At 54.9% G+C, this 14,778-nt stretch carries 17 protein-coding genes and 1 pseudogene; 12 read left to right on the top strand and 6 right to left on the bottom strand.

Annotated features, from left to right (window positions below):
* Positions 1 to 12: 12 nt before the first annotated feature.
* From ACL2XG_RS12490 to ACL2XG_RS12480, 3 genes are read left to right on the top strand one after another with little or no spacing between them, the layout of a single operon-like run.
* Complete coding sequence (locus tag ACL2XG_RS12490) at positions 13 to 147, top strand: SDR family NAD(P)-dependent oxidoreductase (RefSeq protein ID WP_413722056.1); 135 nt, start codon at positions 13 to 15, stop codon at positions 145 to 147.
* 17 nt (positions 148 to 164) lie between these two features.
* The gene (locus ACL2XG_RS12485; RefSeq protein WP_410012196.1) at positions 165 to 569 is read left to right on the top strand and encodes a VOC family protein; all 405 of its coding nucleotides are present in this window, start codon (positions 165 to 167) and stop codon (positions 567 to 569) included.
* Positions 566 to 1,549: a saccharopine dehydrogenase family protein gene (locus ACL2XG_RS12480; RefSeq protein WP_413722057.1), complete on the top strand. Its 984-nt coding sequence runs from the start codon at positions 566 to 568 to the stop codon at positions 1,547 to 1,549. Before ACL2XG_RS12485 ends, ACL2XG_RS12480 begins: the two co-directional genes overlap by 4 nt.
* Before the next feature lie 246 nt (positions 1,550 to 1,795).
* On the opposite strand, the gene ACL2XG_RS12475 is transcribed toward ACL2XG_RS12480, so the two are convergent.
* From ACL2XG_RS12475 to ACL2XG_RS12460, 4 genes are all read right to left on the bottom strand, one after another.
* Complete coding sequence (locus tag ACL2XG_RS12475) at positions 1,796 to 2,515, bottom strand: SDR family oxidoreductase (RefSeq protein ID WP_410012194.1); 720 nt, start codon at positions 2,513 to 2,515, stop codon at positions 1,796 to 1,798.
* Positions 2,516 to 2,561: 46 nt separating this feature from the next.
* Positions 2,562 to 3,233 carry a peroxiredoxin-like family protein gene (locus ACL2XG_RS12470; RefSeq protein ID WP_413722058.1) on the bottom strand — a complete coding sequence of 224 codons (672 nt, stop codon included), beginning with the start codon at positions 3,231 to 3,233 and terminating at the stop codon, positions 2,562 to 2,564.
* Positions 3,234 to 3,330: 97 nt separating this feature from the next.
* Positions 3,331 to 4,101 (bottom strand): enoyl-CoA hydratase/isomerase family protein, encoded by a 771-nt coding sequence (locus ACL2XG_RS12465; RefSeq protein WP_413722059.1) that lies wholly within the window; start codon positions 4,099 to 4,101, stop codon positions 3,331 to 3,333.
* 25 nt (positions 4,102 to 4,126) lie between these two features.
* Positions 4,127 to 4,765, bottom strand: a complete 639-nt coding sequence (locus ACL2XG_RS12460; protein ID WP_413722060.1) for a glutathione S-transferase family protein — start codon at positions 4,763 to 4,765, stop codon at positions 4,127 to 4,129.
* 69 nt (positions 4,766 to 4,834) lie between these two features.
* Here ACL2XG_RS12460 and ACL2XG_RS12455 point away from each other — a divergent pair, with 69 nt between their 5' ends.
* The 5 genes from ACL2XG_RS12455 (at position 4,835) to ACL2XG_RS12435 (ending at position 7,760) form a co-directional block, all read left to right on the top strand.
* Positions 4,835 to 5,752, top strand: a complete 918-nt coding sequence (locus ACL2XG_RS12455; RefSeq protein ID WP_413722061.1) for a LysR substrate-binding domain-containing protein — start codon at positions 4,835 to 4,837, stop codon at positions 5,750 to 5,752.
* A gap of 132 nt (positions 5,753 to 5,884) precedes the next feature.
* Entirely contained in the window at positions 5,885 to 6,223 is a 339-nt protein-coding gene (locus tag ACL2XG_RS12450) for a metalloregulator ArsR/SmtB family transcription factor (protein WP_410012189.1), read from the top strand.
* Entirely contained in the window at positions 6,213 to 6,641 is a 429-nt protein-coding gene (locus ACL2XG_RS12445; RefSeq protein ID WP_410012188.1) for a YeeE/YedE family protein, read from the top strand. Before ACL2XG_RS12450 ends, ACL2XG_RS12445 begins: the two co-directional genes overlap by 11 nt.
* A gap of 22 nt (positions 6,642 to 6,663) precedes the next feature.
* On the top strand, positions 6,664 to 7,089 hold the full coding sequence (locus ACL2XG_RS12440; RefSeq protein WP_413722062.1) for a DUF6691 family protein: 426 nt from the start codon (positions 6,664 to 6,666) through the stop codon (positions 7,087 to 7,089).
* Positions 7,090 to 7,154: 65 nt separating this feature from the next.
* Complete coding sequence (locus ACL2XG_RS12435; RefSeq protein WP_413722063.1) at positions 7,155 to 7,760, top strand: class I SAM-dependent DNA methyltransferase; 606 nt, start codon at positions 7,155 to 7,157, stop codon at positions 7,758 to 7,760.
* Positions 7,761 to 7,920: 160 nt separating this feature from the next.
* Here the strand turns inward: ACL2XG_RS12435 and ACL2XG_RS12430 are convergent, their stop codons facing one another.
* Positions 7,921 to 8,592 carry a glutathione S-transferase family protein gene (locus ACL2XG_RS12430; RefSeq protein ID WP_413722064.1) on the bottom strand — a complete coding sequence of 224 codons (672 nt, stop codon included), beginning with the start codon at positions 8,590 to 8,592 and terminating at the stop codon, positions 7,921 to 7,923.
* Positions 8,593 to 8,953: 361 nt separating this feature from the next.
* On the opposite strand from ACL2XG_RS12430, the gene ACL2XG_RS12425 reads away from it, so the two are divergent.
* On the top strand, positions 8,954 to 9,868 hold the full coding sequence (locus ACL2XG_RS12425; protein ID WP_413722065.1) for a LysR substrate-binding domain-containing protein: 915 nt from the start codon (positions 8,954 to 8,956) through the stop codon (positions 9,866 to 9,868).
* Positions 9,869 to 10,276: 408 nt separating this feature from the next.
* Here ACL2XG_RS12425 and ACL2XG_RS12420 read toward each other — a convergent pair whose 3' ends face one another.
* Positions 10,277 to 10,456 carry a hypothetical protein gene (locus ACL2XG_RS12420; RefSeq protein WP_413723550.1) on the bottom strand — a complete coding sequence of 60 codons (180 nt, stop codon included), beginning with the start codon at positions 10,454 to 10,456 and terminating at the stop codon, positions 10,277 to 10,279.
* On the opposite strand from ACL2XG_RS12420, the pseudogene ACL2XG_RS12415 reads away from it, so the two are divergent.
* The 3 genes and pseudogenes from ACL2XG_RS12415 to ACL2XG_RS12405 all read left to right on the top strand — a co-directional run.
* Positions 10,424 to 10,982, top strand: a pseudogene (locus ACL2XG_RS12415) (IS66 family transposase); the annotation flags it as partial. The gene ACL2XG_RS12420 and the pseudogene ACL2XG_RS12415 sit on opposite strands and share 33 nt — an antisense overlap.
* A 315-nt stretch (positions 10,983 to 11,297) precedes the next feature.
* The gene (locus ACL2XG_RS12410; protein WP_413722066.1) at positions 11,298 to 12,995 is read left to right on the top strand and encodes an Hsp70 family protein; all 1,698 of its coding nucleotides are present in this window, start codon (positions 11,298 to 11,300) and stop codon (positions 12,993 to 12,995) included.
* Positions 12,995 to 14,341 carry a hypothetical protein gene (locus ACL2XG_RS12405; RefSeq protein ID WP_413722067.1) on the top strand — a complete coding sequence of 449 codons (1,347 nt, stop codon included), beginning with the start codon at positions 12,995 to 12,997 and terminating at the stop codon, positions 14,339 to 14,341. The genes ACL2XG_RS12410 and ACL2XG_RS12405 overlap by 1 nt, the downstream gene beginning before the upstream one ends.
* The last annotated feature ends 437 nt before the right edge of the window (positions 14,342 to 14,778 follow it).

Here is a 14,778-nt window from a genome sequence, read left to right as displayed (position 1 = left end):
AGAGGAAACATCATGAAAGTTATTCTTATAACGGGCGGAAGCGGCGGTATCGGCGCCAGTACGGCAATCCAGTGCGCGGCGCGCGGCATGGGTGTGATACTCACCTGCCATCATCATGCCGACGCCGCCGGCGGCCACCCTATTTAATGGTTTGGAGAGATTTCATGCTCGATCATATCTTTTTATCGGTGAGCGACCTCGATCGTTCGGTGGCGTTTTACACCGCGGCATTGGCGCCGCTCGGCATTAGAACGCGAGTGGACTATGACGGCCGCGACGGACCGCCGGGGCATCCCGATCTCAAGGGTTTTGGCGCGAACGGGCGTATTTTTTTCTGGCTGCGCGCGGGGACCGCCGCCGGCGGTAGCACGCATGTCGGTTTCGTCGCCGAGAGTGAAGCCATGGTTGACGAGGCCTATGCTACGGCAATGCGCGCGGGAGCCGCCGACAACGGCGCGCCGGGCGCGCGCCTTTATTATGATCCCCGCTATTATGCCGCCGGTGTTATCGATCCCGACGGCTATACCCTGGAATTCGTCTACAAAAGTTGGCAGCACAACCCATCATGAAAACATTACTTATATACGGCGCCACCGGTTATACCGGGCGCATGATTGCCGAACAGGCAAAAGCAGCCGGTCTTGACGTTGTCATTGCCGGCAGAAATAAAGAAAAACTGGCTGAGTTGGCTCAGATATTAAACGTCGGCGCCGCCGCCTTTGCGTTACAACACGGCGAGGCCCTCTCCCGCAGCCTGGATGGCATAAGCGTGGTGCTGAACTGTGCCGGGCCCTTTGCCAGCACGGCGGAACCATTGATGAGGGCCTGTATACAACGCGGAATCCATTACCTGGACATCACCGCTGAAATCAATGTCTACCGGCTGGCGGAGTCACTGCATGACCTGGCTGCCGGGACCGGGAGCATGCTGCTGCCCGGCGTGGGCTGGGATGTGGTGCCGACCGACTGTCTCGCGGCGACGCTTGCGGTAAAGGTCCGCGAACCGGTACGGCTGAGAATCGCGCTTCAGGTGGTGGGCGCCATGTCGCGCGGATCGGCGGTGAGCGCCGGGGAAATTATCAGCGCTGGCCTGCTGGCCAGGGTTAACGGGTCGCTGATGACCAAAACACAGGCGGAAACCGACTTTTTCGATTTTGGCGCGGGGAAAGTAGCATGCATGCCGCTTTCTTTCGGCGATCTTGTCACTGCCTGGCATTCAACCGGCATCCCCAACATTGAAATGTATGTCCACGTTAGCGGCGACGCCTTTCCTTCAGGGGACTTAACCCGCTTGCCCGATGGCCCCTCGCCGCAAGAGCGCGCAGCCAATCCCGCCCGCGCGGCGGTGGAAATTACGGGCGCCGGCGGCGATAGCCATTATGCCGTCATCGAGACGGTCAATGGCTATTCCTATACGCCGCTCGCTGCCGTCGAAGCCGCGAAACGGGTACTTACCGGCGCCGGCCAACCCGGATTTCAGACGCCGGCGAAAATCTTCGGTGCCGATTTTGCGCTCAGTATTCCGGGAACGCGTATTTTCACCCTCTGACCTTTGAAATCCGGTCCCTGGCGCACCGTTACGAAAACCCCTCCCGAATTAAGTTTAGCGCTGAAGGGGGCCTGTTTTTTCAGCGTGCCGCGAACGCGTAACCGCCTTCTATTTGTAATGAATTCGTCGCTGACAGGCAGATACGCGGCAGTACGGACCATCGCCCGTCGTGATAGCCAACATTTCGTCGGCAAGACAACGCGTTGGTTCCCCGTACCGCGGGTTTTACTGCGGCTGCCTTTTCCCTCAGAACGCGGATTTTCCCGTGGAAGCGCCGCCATCCACGTGCAGCGTTTGTCCGGTAATGAATCCGGCATCTTCCGACAACAGGAAGGCAATCGCGGCGGCAATTTCATCAGGCTTGCCGAAGCGGCCCATGGGAACCGCGGCAAGGTAACGGCGCTCGCCGTCGCTGCCGGGGGCATTGCCGGCGCGAAACAGCGCGGTTTCCGTCGGACCCGGCGCCACGGCATTCACGGTGATGCCGGTTGTGGCCGTTTCCAGTGCCCAGGTGCGCGTGAAGCTCACCAATGCCGCCTTTGCCGCGGCATAGGCAGTGCGTTCGACGGCGCCAAGGACGGTCAGGCTGGAAATGTTCACGACACGTCCCCAGCGGCGCGCCTTCATGCCCGCAAGCGCCGCTTGCGTGGCAATAATGGCCGGATAAAGGTTGACCCGCATCACCTCGGCAAGCTGTTCCAGCGTCACCTCGTCCAGGGGCTGTGGTCTGACCAATCCGACATTATTCACCACGCCGTCAATCTGGAAGCGATCGGCAAGGCGGGCAAATTCCGTCCTCGCCGTTTCAGCCTCGCTGAGGTCCATGGCAACGAAGTGGCCGGGGAAACCTTCCGCCGGGGCGGTACGGGCTACCCCTATCACCTGGTGGCCGTCCCTGGCCAGCCGTGCCGAGAGCGCCAGCCCAATACCTTTGCTGGCGCCGGTAATAAGAAATGTGCGTGACATCGTTTTTCTCCTGCCCCGCCTGGCGCGGGGGTGGTTTTGTTAGTGATCAGGCGCGGTCGTTTGCGCGGCGTATGGCGGGCAGCAGATCCCGCGGTTCGGGACGGCGGGTATAATCCGGATTGACCTCGGCATAGACGATAGTGCCGTCCGGCGCCACCACATAGCGTGCCGGCATGGGCAGGGTCCAGCCGGGATCGTCATTGAAGGCGGGCAGATCGTTTTTCAGCTTTTTGTACAGATCAATCAGATAATCGGGTAACGCAAAGCGCAGGCCGAATGCCGCGGCTACGCTATTTTCACCATCGGACAGGATAGGAAATGCCAGTTTATTCTGGCGGACGGATTTGCGGCTGTTGGCCCGGGTTTGCGGGGAGATGGCCACCAGGCTGGCGCCCGCCGCGTAAAAATCGTCCAGCACGGCCTGCAATGCCTGTAATTCCATATTGCAGTAGGGGCACCAGACGCCGCGATAAAAAGTGATGGCCAGCGGCCCTTTTTTGAGCAGCTCAACGGAGGATATCCGGTTGCCGTCGGCATCGTCCAGGGTGAAGGCCGGCGCTTTATCGCCGGCCTGCAACGCCCGTTGCGCGGCGCCGGAAGCAATAAGCTCCGCGGTGGCGCGGTGCATGACGGCAATGTCGGTTGGCGGCATATTGTACGGCGGTTTTCCCGCCTCGAAATCAGCTTTGAACGCATCGAGTTTCATTTGCAGCGACATATTTTTTCCTTTTTGCATAAAAGTGATTATGCGGACCGCCTGGGGCCGTCCGCCGACGGCATGACCAGAACCGAAATCATCGCTATAAATAGCGGGGTCAGTTTTGCCGGGCCATGGAGAGCGCGACGTCCGCTGCGCTGATGCCTTCCAGCGCCAGGCCATACCCGGCCCCTTCATCGACAATGCGGCGCAGTTTTTGCGTTAGGGCGATGCGCGTATAGCGCCCGGTGAGCGGGGGCAGGGCGGCGAGCGATTCGGCTATCTCATGGGCACGGGCCAGCAGGTCGCCCGACGGCACCACTTCATTTACCACGCCCCAGTCCTTGGCGGTCTTGGCGTCCAGTTCCTGCCGGGTGAGCAGGAAATAGCGGGCGCGTATGCTGCCGATAACTTCCGGCCAGAGCAGGTTGACGCCGTCCCCGGGCACGATGCCGAAGTCGAAATGGGGTTTGTCCTGGAATACCGTGGCGGGAGTGGCCAAGACAATATCCGCCAGCAGGACATATTCGGAATGCAGGCGTACCGGGCCGTTAAGCGCCGCAATCATCGGTACCTCGATATCCAGAATATTCATCAGCACTTTTTTGCCTTCGCGGAATATTTTGTCGTAGCCGCGGGGTGTGAAAAAATCAAAGCCTTCGGCGCTGATGGTTGCCATAAACGCGTCGCCGGCGCCGGTAAGGATCACCACGCGGTTGTCCGGATCCGCGCCGATGTCATGAAAAAGATCGACAAACTGTTCATGGGTATGGCCGTTGAACTGCAGCGTATCGCCATCGGTATGCAGGGTCACTTCCAGTACGCCGCTGGCGGAGCGTGTCAAACGGGCGTTGGGAAATGAATGGCGATAGTCTTCAAAATGCAACATGGTTTATTACTCCGGTAATGAGAAATCAGGCCTGAGGTACCAGCGCGTTGAGACGTGTAATGGCGCGGCGGACTGCCGGACGCTGGCTCATCTGGTCGTACCAGCGTGCGATATTGGGATGGCCATCCAGGGTGACGCCGGCGAATTCGCGCCGCCAGAACCAGCCGAAATGGGCAATGTCGGCGATGCTGTAGATGTCGCCCGCCACGAACCGGCGTTCATGCAACACCCTATCCATCAGGCCGGTAACCCGTTCGGCCTCGGTACTGAAGCGCAGCTCCGCCAGGGGTTGCGGCTCGCTTGCCAGGCGTTTGAAAAATCCCGCCTGGCCGAAGCTTGGGCTTAGCGCCGAGGCATGAAAGAACAGCTGCTCGAAGACCCTTGCGCGTTCGGCGCCGCCGTTCGGCAAGAGCCGGCCGTGCTTTTCAGCCAGATAAACCAGAATGGCCGAGGACTCGGTCAGCACCAGCGGTTCATTCCCTTCGGCACCGGCTTCCACCAGTACCGGCACCTTACCGTTGGGGTTCAGTGCGAGGAACGCATCGCTCTTTTGGTCACCCTGTTTCACGTTGATGGGGCGCAGCTGATAGTCCTGAGCCAGTTCCTCCAGCATGATGACGGCCTTGACGCTGTTAGGCGTGGCGAAGGCGTAAAGGTGGTACATGGCAACTCTCCGTACGTTGGGGGCTAGCGTGTGGACAGAGTATCTGCTATTACTACACAGGAATGGCAGATGGCACAAAGCGATAACGCTCATTCCCAGGGGGAATATATGGATCGGCTGCAGGCGATGATCGTATTTATTCGAGTGGTGGATGCCGGCTCTTTTTCCGGCGCGGCGAGAATATTAAATATCGGCCAGCCGGCGGTTTCGAAAACCATTGCGCAACTGGAGGCGCGGCTGCAGGTGCGTTTACTGCTGCGTTCAACCCACGGCCTGACGCCCACTGAGGCGGGATTACGCTATTACGAACATGCGCGCGTCGTTATTGAGGGGGCGGATGAAGCCGATATCGCTGCCAAGGGGGCCGCGGCGGGTCTGACTGGCAATTTACGGATTTCCGCCGCGCCGACGTTCGCCCGCCTGCATGTGATTCCCCATTTGCCGCAATTTATGGCGCAACATCCCGCCCTGAGCGTGGATCTCATTCTGGATGACCGGCCCATTGACCTGCTTGCCGAAGGTATCGACATCTCCCTGCGCATGGGCCGGCTTGCGGATTCGAACGCCGTGGCGCGCAGGCTGGCCACCTCCCGTCGTTCGGTGCTTGCCACGCCGGAATATCTTGCCCGGTTCGGGGAGCCGGAAAAGCCCGCCGATCTGGCGGAGCATGAGGCGATTGGTTTTAGCCAGACAAGCGATGTCTGGCGTTTTACCCGCGGCGGCAGCGACATTTCCGTCGTTATGCGGGGGCGGGTGCGCCTCAGCGCCGCCGAAGGCATCCGCGCCGCCGTACTTGCGCATATGGGGCTCACCATCGCCTCCGACTGGATGTTTGCCCGGGAATTGGCCAACGGCGGCGTCCGTCGGTTGCTGGAGGCATGGTCGCTGCCGGATATTGATTTATGGGCGGTATTTCCCACAGGGCGGATGACCAGTGCGAAAGCCAGACAGTTTGCGCTTTTCGTGGAAGAGGTGTTAAGGCGATAACAGCCGGGACACAGCAAGGCGGCTGTCGCCGGAAGATCATCAGGAGGCTGGCTATTTCATCTCGATATATAATATAATATTATATTAATTTATAAATTGTTAACAACTATACCTTAAGGCGTCTGACAGCAGATGAACCACCGGAGCGAGCGGGAAAGGATGCGGTTAGCCGCCGCCAGGACCCTTGGCGTATTAAAATCACTGGCGAACGAAGATCGTCTGCTGCTGTTATGCCACCTCAGTCAGCATGAGTCTTCGGTCGGCGAGCTGGCAAGCGCGCTGGGGATAGTTCAGCCGACGTTATCCCAGCAACTGGGCGTCCTGCGCAGAAAAAAAATGGTTGCCACGCGCCGTGAAGGAAAACAGATTTTTTATCGGATAGGCGACCCGGACATCGTGGTATTACTCAAGACATTATATCAGCTTTACTGCCCGGGACCGGCAGAGGAGGGCGTGGGCAATGATCATTGATATGCAGCACTTCACCCCCGGGCAAAGTTTTGCCGGGGGCCTGCTGATCGGTGGGGCGGCGTGGGTTTTGATCCTGTTTTGCGGCCGGATCGCCGGAATAAGCGGCATCCTGGGCGGCTTATTATCGCTGAAAACCGCCGATCGCGCATGGCGGCTGGCCTTTCTGCTCGGCATGGTCGCATCCCCGCTGGTGTATAAACAATTTTCCCCACTGCCTGAAAGTACCGTCGACGCGTCCTGGCCTCTGCTGATCATTGCGGGACTGCTGGTCGGTATCGGTACCCGCTACGGGTCAGGTTGTACCAGTGGTCACGGGGTCTGCGGCCTCTCACGGTTATCGCCACGATCGCTGGCGGCCACCGTTACGTTTATGTGTGTTGCTGCGGTGACCGTTTGGCTGAGAGGGTATTTACGGTGATTGCACCCATCCGGAGACGGCAATGAACGTGTTTTTCTCTTTGATCGCCGGGTTATTATTCGGCGTCGGGCTTCTCGTCAGCGGTATGGCGGATCCAGGCAAGGTGATTGGTTTCCTCGATATCACCCGAGTATGGGATCCGTCTTTGGCGTTTGTGATGGGGGGAGCCATCAGCGTCGGTTTATTGGCGTTCCGTTCCGTAAAAAAGCGTTCGCGCCCGGTCTTTGCCGAGACACTGTCTCTCCCCGACAACCGCCGGATTGATAAGCCGCTGATTGGCGGCGCGGCTTTATTTGGCATCGGCTGGGGCCTGGCGGGTATTTGTCCCGGGCCGGCCTTGGTCTTACTGGGCACCGGATCACTCAAGGGGGGCATCTTTGCGGCGGCGATGATAGCCGGCATGGCTCTCTTCGCGCAACGGGAAAACCGCAGGTTAAAGCGCGTTTGAGCATGACTGGACGGCTGGAAGCATTGCCTGAGCGGAATTGAAAAAATGACAACAGCGGGGGAGTTGTGGACAAACACGTGGCAAAAAATATTCTTTCCCTCTACCAGCGCCATGCTGATGCCTTTGCCCGCCAGCGCTCGCGCACGCTCGTTGAAAAAAGCTGGCTGGATAAGTTCATCACCGCGATCGGCGGGGAGGGGCACATTCTCGATATCGGTTGCGGTAATGGTCAGCCCATTGCCGGGTATTTTATTCAACTGGGTTTTCAGCTCACCGGTATTGATGGCGCTACCGCGATGCTGGATCGCGCCCGCGCGCGTTTTCCCGCGCAGCGCTGGCTGGCGCTGGATATGCGCAAGCTGGCGCTCGGCGAAACCTTTGCTGGCCTGATTGCGTGGGACAGTTTTTTCCATCTCACCCAGCGGGACCAACAAAAGATGTTCCCGATCTTTGCGCGGCACAGCCACCCGGGCAGCGCGCTGATGTTTACCAGCGGCCCAGGGAAGGGGGTCGCAATGGGACAATTTGAGGGCGAGCCGCTGTTCCATGCGAGCCTGGCGCCGGAAGAATACCGCGCGCTACTGGATGCGCATGGCTTCGATGTCATCGACATGGTGCCGGAAGATCCCCAATGTTCGGGGCATACGGTTTGGCTGGCGGCAAAAAGATAAGGCGAAAGAGGTAAATCCCAGCCGGATAAAGATGATGAATACAGTCCATGGACTGTGGTCGCGAAGCGTCGCCGTGGATTGTTCTTGTGCCGGCCCGCGCCACAACGTCCAAGTCCGCACCCTCTCCATACGCGTGCCGGCCGTACGGAAAGCCGTGAATTTATAGCGTCACGCCGACGCTCGCCAGGTAGCCATCCATACGGTTGTCAATCTCAGCCTTCGTCTCCGCCCACGCTGGGAACGACTGAAGAAGATTATCGTGCCAAGCGATGAGGTTCGGATATTCCTTGAACGGAAACTTTGCCCGATCGACTTGGGAGAAGGGCGCCGCAATATCAATATCAGCCAAGGTCAACGCTTGGCCAACCATGAACTTACGGCCTGCAAGATGCTGGTCGAGTACCTTCGCCGCGGCGCGAATCTTACCCTCAGCGAACTTAATGAGGGGCTCGTCCTTCGGTAAGCCCATAACCGTCTTCCCGACCCGCTCATCGAAGAGGGTGGTGGTGAAAGTACGCCACTGCTCGCCCGACCAGAACATCCACTGAAGGACCTGAAAGCGCTCCTCCTGCGTGGTTCCGGCCAGCGGCGAATCCACCTTGCTGGCCAGATACAGATTGATCGCTGAAGACTCCCAGAGAATGGTGTCTCCTTCTTCCAGAACCGGTGTCAAACCGTGGGGATTGAGGCGCGATTTGAACTCGGCGGTCTGGCTCTCGCCTTTGAACAGATCAACGTTAACGCGTTCGAGTTCAATGCCCATGATCTTCGCAGCCGTGTTCACGCGACGCAAGCTGCCCGAGCCTGCATCACCGTAGATCTTGATTGCCATAATTCTTCCTTTCAATTCGTTTCAATTCTGGACCCTGAGCGGGTGGACGAATGCAGATTCTCATATTCTTCTTGAGAATGAAATTGACGCTAAATGAATACCATCTATTCTTATTTGGAATTATTCGCTGTAGGGTGTTCACAGCGGGCCGTGGCCTGGTCGGCAAGCGCCATCGACATAAAGCGATTCTTTCGGCGATATTCATCGACGATCATGTGTTGATGGTGATGGGAGGGTTTGCGTCGGGAGTCAGAATTCCGCGGGCGGCCATAAAGATCTGCGTTTGCCTGCAGAGCTACGTCGTATAAACAATAAGGTAAGATCGGAACGGTAATGTCTTCTATTCTTCTGGGGAATGAAAATGGTGGATAAGTTGGACACGATGCGGATGTTCGTACGTGTCGTCGAAAGCGGAAGCTTTTCACAGGCAGCGCGGGACCTCAACGTCAGCCAGCCGACCGTCAGCAAACAGCTCGCAGCGCTTGAAGTGCGGCTCGGGACACAACTTATCGCGAGAAATTCCCGTGCCCTTGCCGTGACGCCCGCAGGACAGGACTATTACGAGGCCACCGTCCGCATCCTTCAGGATCTCGACGTTGTCGAAGAGAGAATCCTTGAAGGGCAGTCGGCCCCTTCAGGGCTGGTTCGCGTGACCCTCGCGCCAGCCTTCGGGAGGATGTTCGTTATTCCCCGGCTATTGGATTTCAGGAGTCGTTTTCCCGACGTCGCGATCGAGATGGAAGTTTCCGGGCGGCACGTTGACCTCATCGAGGAGGGAATAGACGTCGCGATCCGTATCGGTCGGCTTGCGGATTCAGCACTCGTCGCCCGGCGCATCGGCGACATGCGGATGATAACCCTGGCCTCCGCCAGCTATCTAGCCCAACACGGTACGCCGCAAACGTTAGGCGAACTGCGTAACCACCAGCGTATCGGCTATGTCTACCAGGGCGATATTATTGGCTGGGGTTTCCACGTAGACGGCCGGCAGGTCACGGTCGACGGTGGGGGAGCGTTTCGTACCAATGACGCCGAGCATGTCCGCGGCGCGGTTCTCGCGGGCCTCGGCATCGCCCATCACGCGAGTTGGTTGTTTACGGATGTGCTGGCCTCCGGCGAGGTCGTACGAATTCTGGACCGGCATGCGCCGGCGCCCTTTCCGATCAACGCCGTTACCGCCGCCGGACGGCGCATGCCCTCCCGGGTGCGGCAATTTATCGATTTCCTCGCTGCGATTTGCGCCGCGGAGCCGGAATTAAGGGTCGGCGAGGGCTAAAGCGCCAAGGAGCGGAATGCTCCTGGTCGGCCTCGCTTGATCGTGGGCACAGCTTATGACAGACGGACACGCAGGGTATCTAACGGCTTCGGTTAAAAACAGACGGCGCTGGGCGTACGCTGATATGACTTTCCGTGTCAAACCAAAATCGCTGGTGTGGCCGTTTTTTTTCATAGGCTAAATTTCCTGAGGGCGACGTAGCAGTAAATCCGACGGTGGATCACGCTGATATTCGCGGGTTGGATACCGCATTACAGAGGTCCGTCATTTGAGCCTGCCACTTTCTTACGACGCGAATTAGCGTTGCCCTGCCGCCGCGAAGCGTAGCCGTGGGTTGCTGTTGTACCGGGCTACGCCGCCTTCAGGAAACGCTCTTCGATAATGCCGGTTCTCTCGTTTCTTGTTCTCTTATGCCATCAGTGTGTTATGTGGCTCCAGCGATAGCGACATCGCCAGACGGCCAATATCCCAGATAAAGCCGGCCAGCTCCCGGGCGACGGCCGCAATGGCAAGATTTGCATTCTTCCCTTTTGCAAAGAGCCTGCGGTATCTCCGGCACGTAAGGAGCGTAAAATCCATGATATTCATGTGCGCCATCCGTCGCCGGCCACTACCGAGGCCCTGAGCCGGATCGGTGAGCTGTACGCAATCGAAGCCGACATCCGGGGGCGTCCGGCCGAAGAACGAAGGCGGGCGAGCGAAACGCGCTCCCGGCCGATACTCATCGGTCTGGAGCGCTGGACTCGGGTAAAACTCACTACACTGTCGCGTCAGGCCGATACGGCCAAGGCGTTCAACTATCTGATGAATCACTGGCCGGCACTGTATTACTACGCCGGTATCACTACGCCGGTGATGGCTGGGCGGAGATCGACAATAATATCGCTGAAAACGCGCTGCGGGGGTGAGCCTGTGCCGAAAAAATTATCTGTTCTTCGGCTCTGATAGTGGCGGCGAACGTGCGGCGCTGATGTATACGCTAATCGGCAGTTGCAAATTGAACGGCGTGGAGCCGGAAGCGTATCTGCGCCATATACTGGCGACTACCGCGGATCATCTCATCAATAAGATCACAGAACTCCTGCCGTGGAACCTCAGTATCCCTGCTGAATAAGCATCAATATGGCCCTGAATTGACGCTTACTGTGATAGTAAAATACAGGAAATTATTAATTAATCGAAAGTAAAAATTTAATTTGTACCTAGATTTTAAATATTCTGCTTAAATGCGATTACACAACCTTTTTGATTAGTTGGATAATGAATATATAGCTCGTTTTATAACAATCAAATATAATCATTTAATAATTGTATTTAATGATTATGCTTTGCTCTCGATAAGGATAAATTTTTCACGACTTATTGTTTAATCTGCGCTTAATGCTTATTCTTGGCATGTTTTCTATAAAAGGAATTTCGGGAGCAAAGAATGACAGTAAGGGAAGTATTAGGGATTGATCTTGGTACGACGAACAGTGCAGCCAGCCTATGGCTGGATGGGCGTCCGGTTCTGGTTCCCAACAGGCACGGTCATTTACTGACGCCATCAGTTGTTGGCCTTGATGACCATGGCAATATTCTTATTGGGCAGAGTGCATATGCCAGATTAATCAGTCATCCCCATATGACTAAGGCGAGTTTCAAGCGCCATATGGGTTCATCCACCAAAATTCAAATAGGTCATTTAAGCTTTCGAGCGGAAGAAATTTCCGCACTTCTTTTACGTCAGTTGAAAGAGGATGTGGAAACCTGGAATAAAGGATCATTTACTGATGCGGTAATAACCGTTCCGGCCTATTTCAATGATGTGCAGCGCAGGGCGGTTAAAACCGCGGGTCAGCTTGCTGGACTCAATGTTGTGCGTTTGCTTAACGAACCGACCGCTGCATCTTTAGCTTTCGGTCTTCTCGAAAATCATGAACAGAAATACCTGACCTTCGATTTAGGTGGTGGCACATTTGACGTCTCCATTATCGATATGTTTGAAGGCGTAGTGGAAGTTCGTGCCAGTTGTGGTGATGTGATGCTCGGCGGTGATGATTTCAGTGAGGCAATTTGCCGATGGATGTTAGAGGTTCATCCCGACCTTGAGCAATACATCCCCCAGATACATCCAAGCCTTCTGGCACAGGCGGAGGCCATGAAACGGAGCATATCTCTCAATAGTAATGGTAAAGCAGAGTTGACATGGGGCGGAAAAGAGTGGCTTTGGTCTTTAGATGAACACCAGTTTGCACAATCCTGTCAACCTTTACTTGAGAGATTACAGCAACCTATTATGCAGGCGCTCCACGATGCGCGTTTTTCACTATCCGATCTCGATCATATTCTGCTGGTCGGAGGTGCTACCCGCATGCCGTTGATTCGCCAAACAGTGGCGCGATTATTTGGCCGATTCCCCCGATATGATCTCAACCCTGATGAAGCTGTTGCTCTCGGTGCCGGCGTGCAGGCTGGCATGATTATGGCTGACAGTGCGGTAGAAGAAATTATTCTCACTGATGTCATGCCTTTTACACTAGGCATAGAAATTGCCAAGCAACATTCTGGACAGCTGGAGGAAGGGTTTTTCCTGCCTTTAATTGAGCGCAACACGTTCCTACCGGTAAGCATCATGAAACGTGTTTGCACTGTATTTGACAATCAAAAGGTTGTGCTGGTCAAAATCTTTCAAGGTGAGGCGCGTCGGGTAAAGGACAATGTCTTCCTGGGTGAAATGTCGGTAGAGGTACCGCCGAAAAAGGCAGAGGAGGTTTCCCTAGACGTGCGTTTCACCTACACCGTTGATGGCCTATTAGAAATTCAATGTAGCCATGATGATGCAACTGTGCCGATATGTATGGTCATCGAAAAAGTTCCTGGGCAAATGAGTGAAAAACAAATCGCAGAAAGTTTGCAGAGGCTATCTAATCTGAAACAAAACCCCCGAGACAATCCTATCAACCGCGCTCTTCTTGACCGTGGAGCTCGGCTCTTCAATGTCCTGCTTGGTGATGAGCGGCAGTGGGCTGACACGGTTATCACTGCTTTCGAGCAGGCGTTAGACAGCCAGGACCCGCGCCAAATTGCCCTTACGCGACAGCGAGTAGAGGCAGCCCTCGATCGCCTTGACGATGGAACGTCATAATGGATATCTGGACGATTCTGAACATTGCGCCCACTGAAGATCTGGCGCTGATTCGGCGCACCTATGCACACCAATTAAAATTGCATCGGCCTGACCGTGATCCCAAAGGCTATCAGCAGTTACGCGAAGCCTTTGAGCAGGCAAAGACATTAGCGGCTCAGCCCAATTTATCATTGATACCTTTAGACATTTCAGAGAAAAAAATAAAGCAACCAATAGTGAATTCGGTTGAACTGGAGATTTGTGGCAGCAATTGCGCAGGGACACCGTGGCTGCATGTTCCGGTGTCTCCAATGCCTTATACATTAGACGATGTCGCTCAAGTAGCCAAAGACGTCGTGCATAATGAAATGGTGGGATTGCCGGCATTGGATCGTTTGTGGACGCAAATTACTCGAAATGGAAACCTGGAGCAGCAACAGCAATTTCACCAACATTTCGCCATGGCGCTGGCTAATCAGCCAGGGATAATTGAAGGAGATATCGAAACAGTTTCTAAGAGGCTAGGGTGGGGCTGGGAAAAAAATAACACCTACCCAATGTTGCAGCCATTCGTGGTACAGGCAATTGAAACACAAATGCGGCAGACTGAGCTGGCGAGGGTCTGGAAACGCATACAGGTGGACAGTGAATCGGCAAGTTGTAGTGTGCGTCTTGCTAATCAGTTATTACTGAGTGAACGCCAATCATTGCCATTCTGGACGAGGTTGACGCCAAATCTAGTCGCTGATATGCACAAGCAAGCCTCTTTTTTTAAATACAAATATCCTGAATTAGTTACAAGACTTAATCCCGTTATTTTTAATTTTGTGTTGCAACCTCGGTTAGCATTAAATTGGTCTGGCTTGTTCCTTTTTGCTTTCTGGGGGTCTCTTCTTTTATGCATATTACCACATGCGAAGTTAAGCAAGGGGTCGACTTTCCTGGTCGGCCTGGTGGTAGTCTATTATCTATACGGTTGCAATATTGCTCAGATATCTCTAATGCGGCGACCAAGATTGCTTAACGCATACTTGCTGATAGAGTACCTAATTTCAGTAGTCGCTGCCTTAATATTTTTTGGTACGCTATTTTGGCTAGTAATAAAAATGACTACGCCTTTGGGACGGTCTGCACCTTATACTTCAATGATTGGATGTTTTTTTATTATAGTTTTCTTTAGATTATCCTGGCCCAGACATATGCCGAAAATTTGTCGTCCAGGGGGTTTACTAAACCAAGTTTTTTCAAGTCCATGGCGCCTCATTAAGTCGCTTAAATTCTCAATCAAAGGATGGGTGAGTGAATTTGTATTTTACATAATCTGCGCATGTGTAACTCACGAATTGCTTGAATTGTTACCTTAGATTTTGCGTAAAACGGGGGCAGTCCCAGTCAGTCAGAGCCATGTGAGGGTCACCCCATTCATCGCACTGAATGACCCGCAATTTGACCCCACATTTTCCAGATACCTAGGGATAAATCAAAACGTATCGGAAAGGGTTCTTGCACTAACCTATTGAATTTAATATATATATTGATTCATAAGAAAGCATAAAAAAGAAATGGTGGTGCCCGGACTCGGACAAAAACGCCGGGAGCGTTTTTGCACAGCGCGTCAGCGCTGGCCCGCAGGGCGAGCCTCATGGATAAGGCGAGTCATCGAACGCCGTTCGATGGAGAGTCCCGATGCCAGAAAGCAAAAAACCAGCTGCTAAGCTGGTTTCTCTACATCATGGTGCCCGACTCGGGGTCATCCAGTTTTCTATTAAGTTGAATTCCTTAATAAATTTTATCCCTGCCA

Source organism: Sodalis sp. RH24, assembly GCF_047324145.1.
GTDB lineage: Bacteria > Pseudomonadota > Gammaproteobacteria > Enterobacterales > Enterobacteriaceae > Acerihabitans.
This window is presented reverse-complemented; position numbering and strand designations above follow the sequence as displayed.

Excerpts from the sequence above, each read along its gene's own strand:
- ACL2XG_RS12470 (WP_413722058.1), bottom strand. The coding sequence starts at position 3,233 with ATGTCGCTGCAAATGAAACTCGATGCGTTCAAAGCTGATTTCGAGGCG.
- ACL2XG_RS12475 (WP_410012194.1), bottom strand. The coding sequence starts at position 2,515 with ATGTCACGCACATTTCTTATTACCGGCGCCAGCAAAGGTATTGGGCTG.
- ACL2XG_RS12445 (WP_410012188.1), top strand. The coding sequence starts at position 6,213 with ATGATCATTGATATGCAGCACTTCACCCCCGGGCAAAGTTTTGCCGGG.
- ACL2XG_RS12410 (WP_413722066.1), top strand. The coding sequence starts at position 11,298 with ATGACAGTAAGGGAAGTATTAGGGATTGATCTTGGTACGACGAACAGT.
- ACL2XG_RS12450 (WP_410012189.1), top strand. The coding sequence starts at position 5,885 with ATGAACCACCGGAGCGAGCGGGAAAGGATGCGGTTAGCCGCCGCCAGG.
- ACL2XG_RS12465 (WP_413722059.1), bottom strand. The coding sequence starts at position 4,101 with ATGTTGCATTTTGAAGACTATCGCCATTCATTTCCCAACGCCCGTTTG.
- ACL2XG_RS12420 (WP_413723550.1), bottom strand. The coding sequence starts at position 10,456 with ATGAATATCATGGATTTTACGCTCCTTACGTGCCGGAGATACCGCAGG.
- ACL2XG_RS12455 (WP_413722061.1), top strand. The coding sequence starts at position 4,835 with ATGGCACAAAGCGATAACGCTCATTCCCAGGGGGAATATATGGATCGG.
- ACL2XG_RS12430 (WP_413722064.1), bottom strand. The coding sequence starts at position 8,592 with ATGGCAATCAAGATCTACGGTGATGCAGGCTCGGGCAGCTTGCGTCGC.
- ACL2XG_RS12485 (WP_410012196.1), top strand. The coding sequence starts at position 165 with ATGCTCGATCATATCTTTTTATCGGTGAGCGACCTCGATCGTTCGGTG.
- ACL2XG_RS12490 (WP_413722056.1), top strand. The coding sequence starts at position 13 with ATGAAAGTTATTCTTATAACGGGCGGAAGCGGCGGTATCGGCGCCAGT.
- ACL2XG_RS12480 (WP_413722057.1), top strand. The coding sequence starts at position 566 with ATGAAAACATTACTTATATACGGCGCCACCGGTTATACCGGGCGCATG.
- ACL2XG_RS12440 (WP_413722062.1), top strand. The coding sequence starts at position 6,664 with ATGAACGTGTTTTTCTCTTTGATCGCCGGGTTATTATTCGGCGTCGGG.
- ACL2XG_RS12405 (WP_413722067.1), top strand. The coding sequence starts at position 12,995 with ATGGATATCTGGACGATTCTGAACATTGCGCCCACTGAAGATCTGGCG.
- ACL2XG_RS12460 (WP_413722060.1), bottom strand. The coding sequence starts at position 4,765 with ATGTACCACCTTTACGCCTTCGCCACGCCTAACAGCGTCAAGGCCGTC.
- ACL2XG_RS12425 (WP_413722065.1), top strand. The coding sequence starts at position 8,954 with ATGGTGGATAAGTTGGACACGATGCGGATGTTCGTACGTGTCGTCGAA.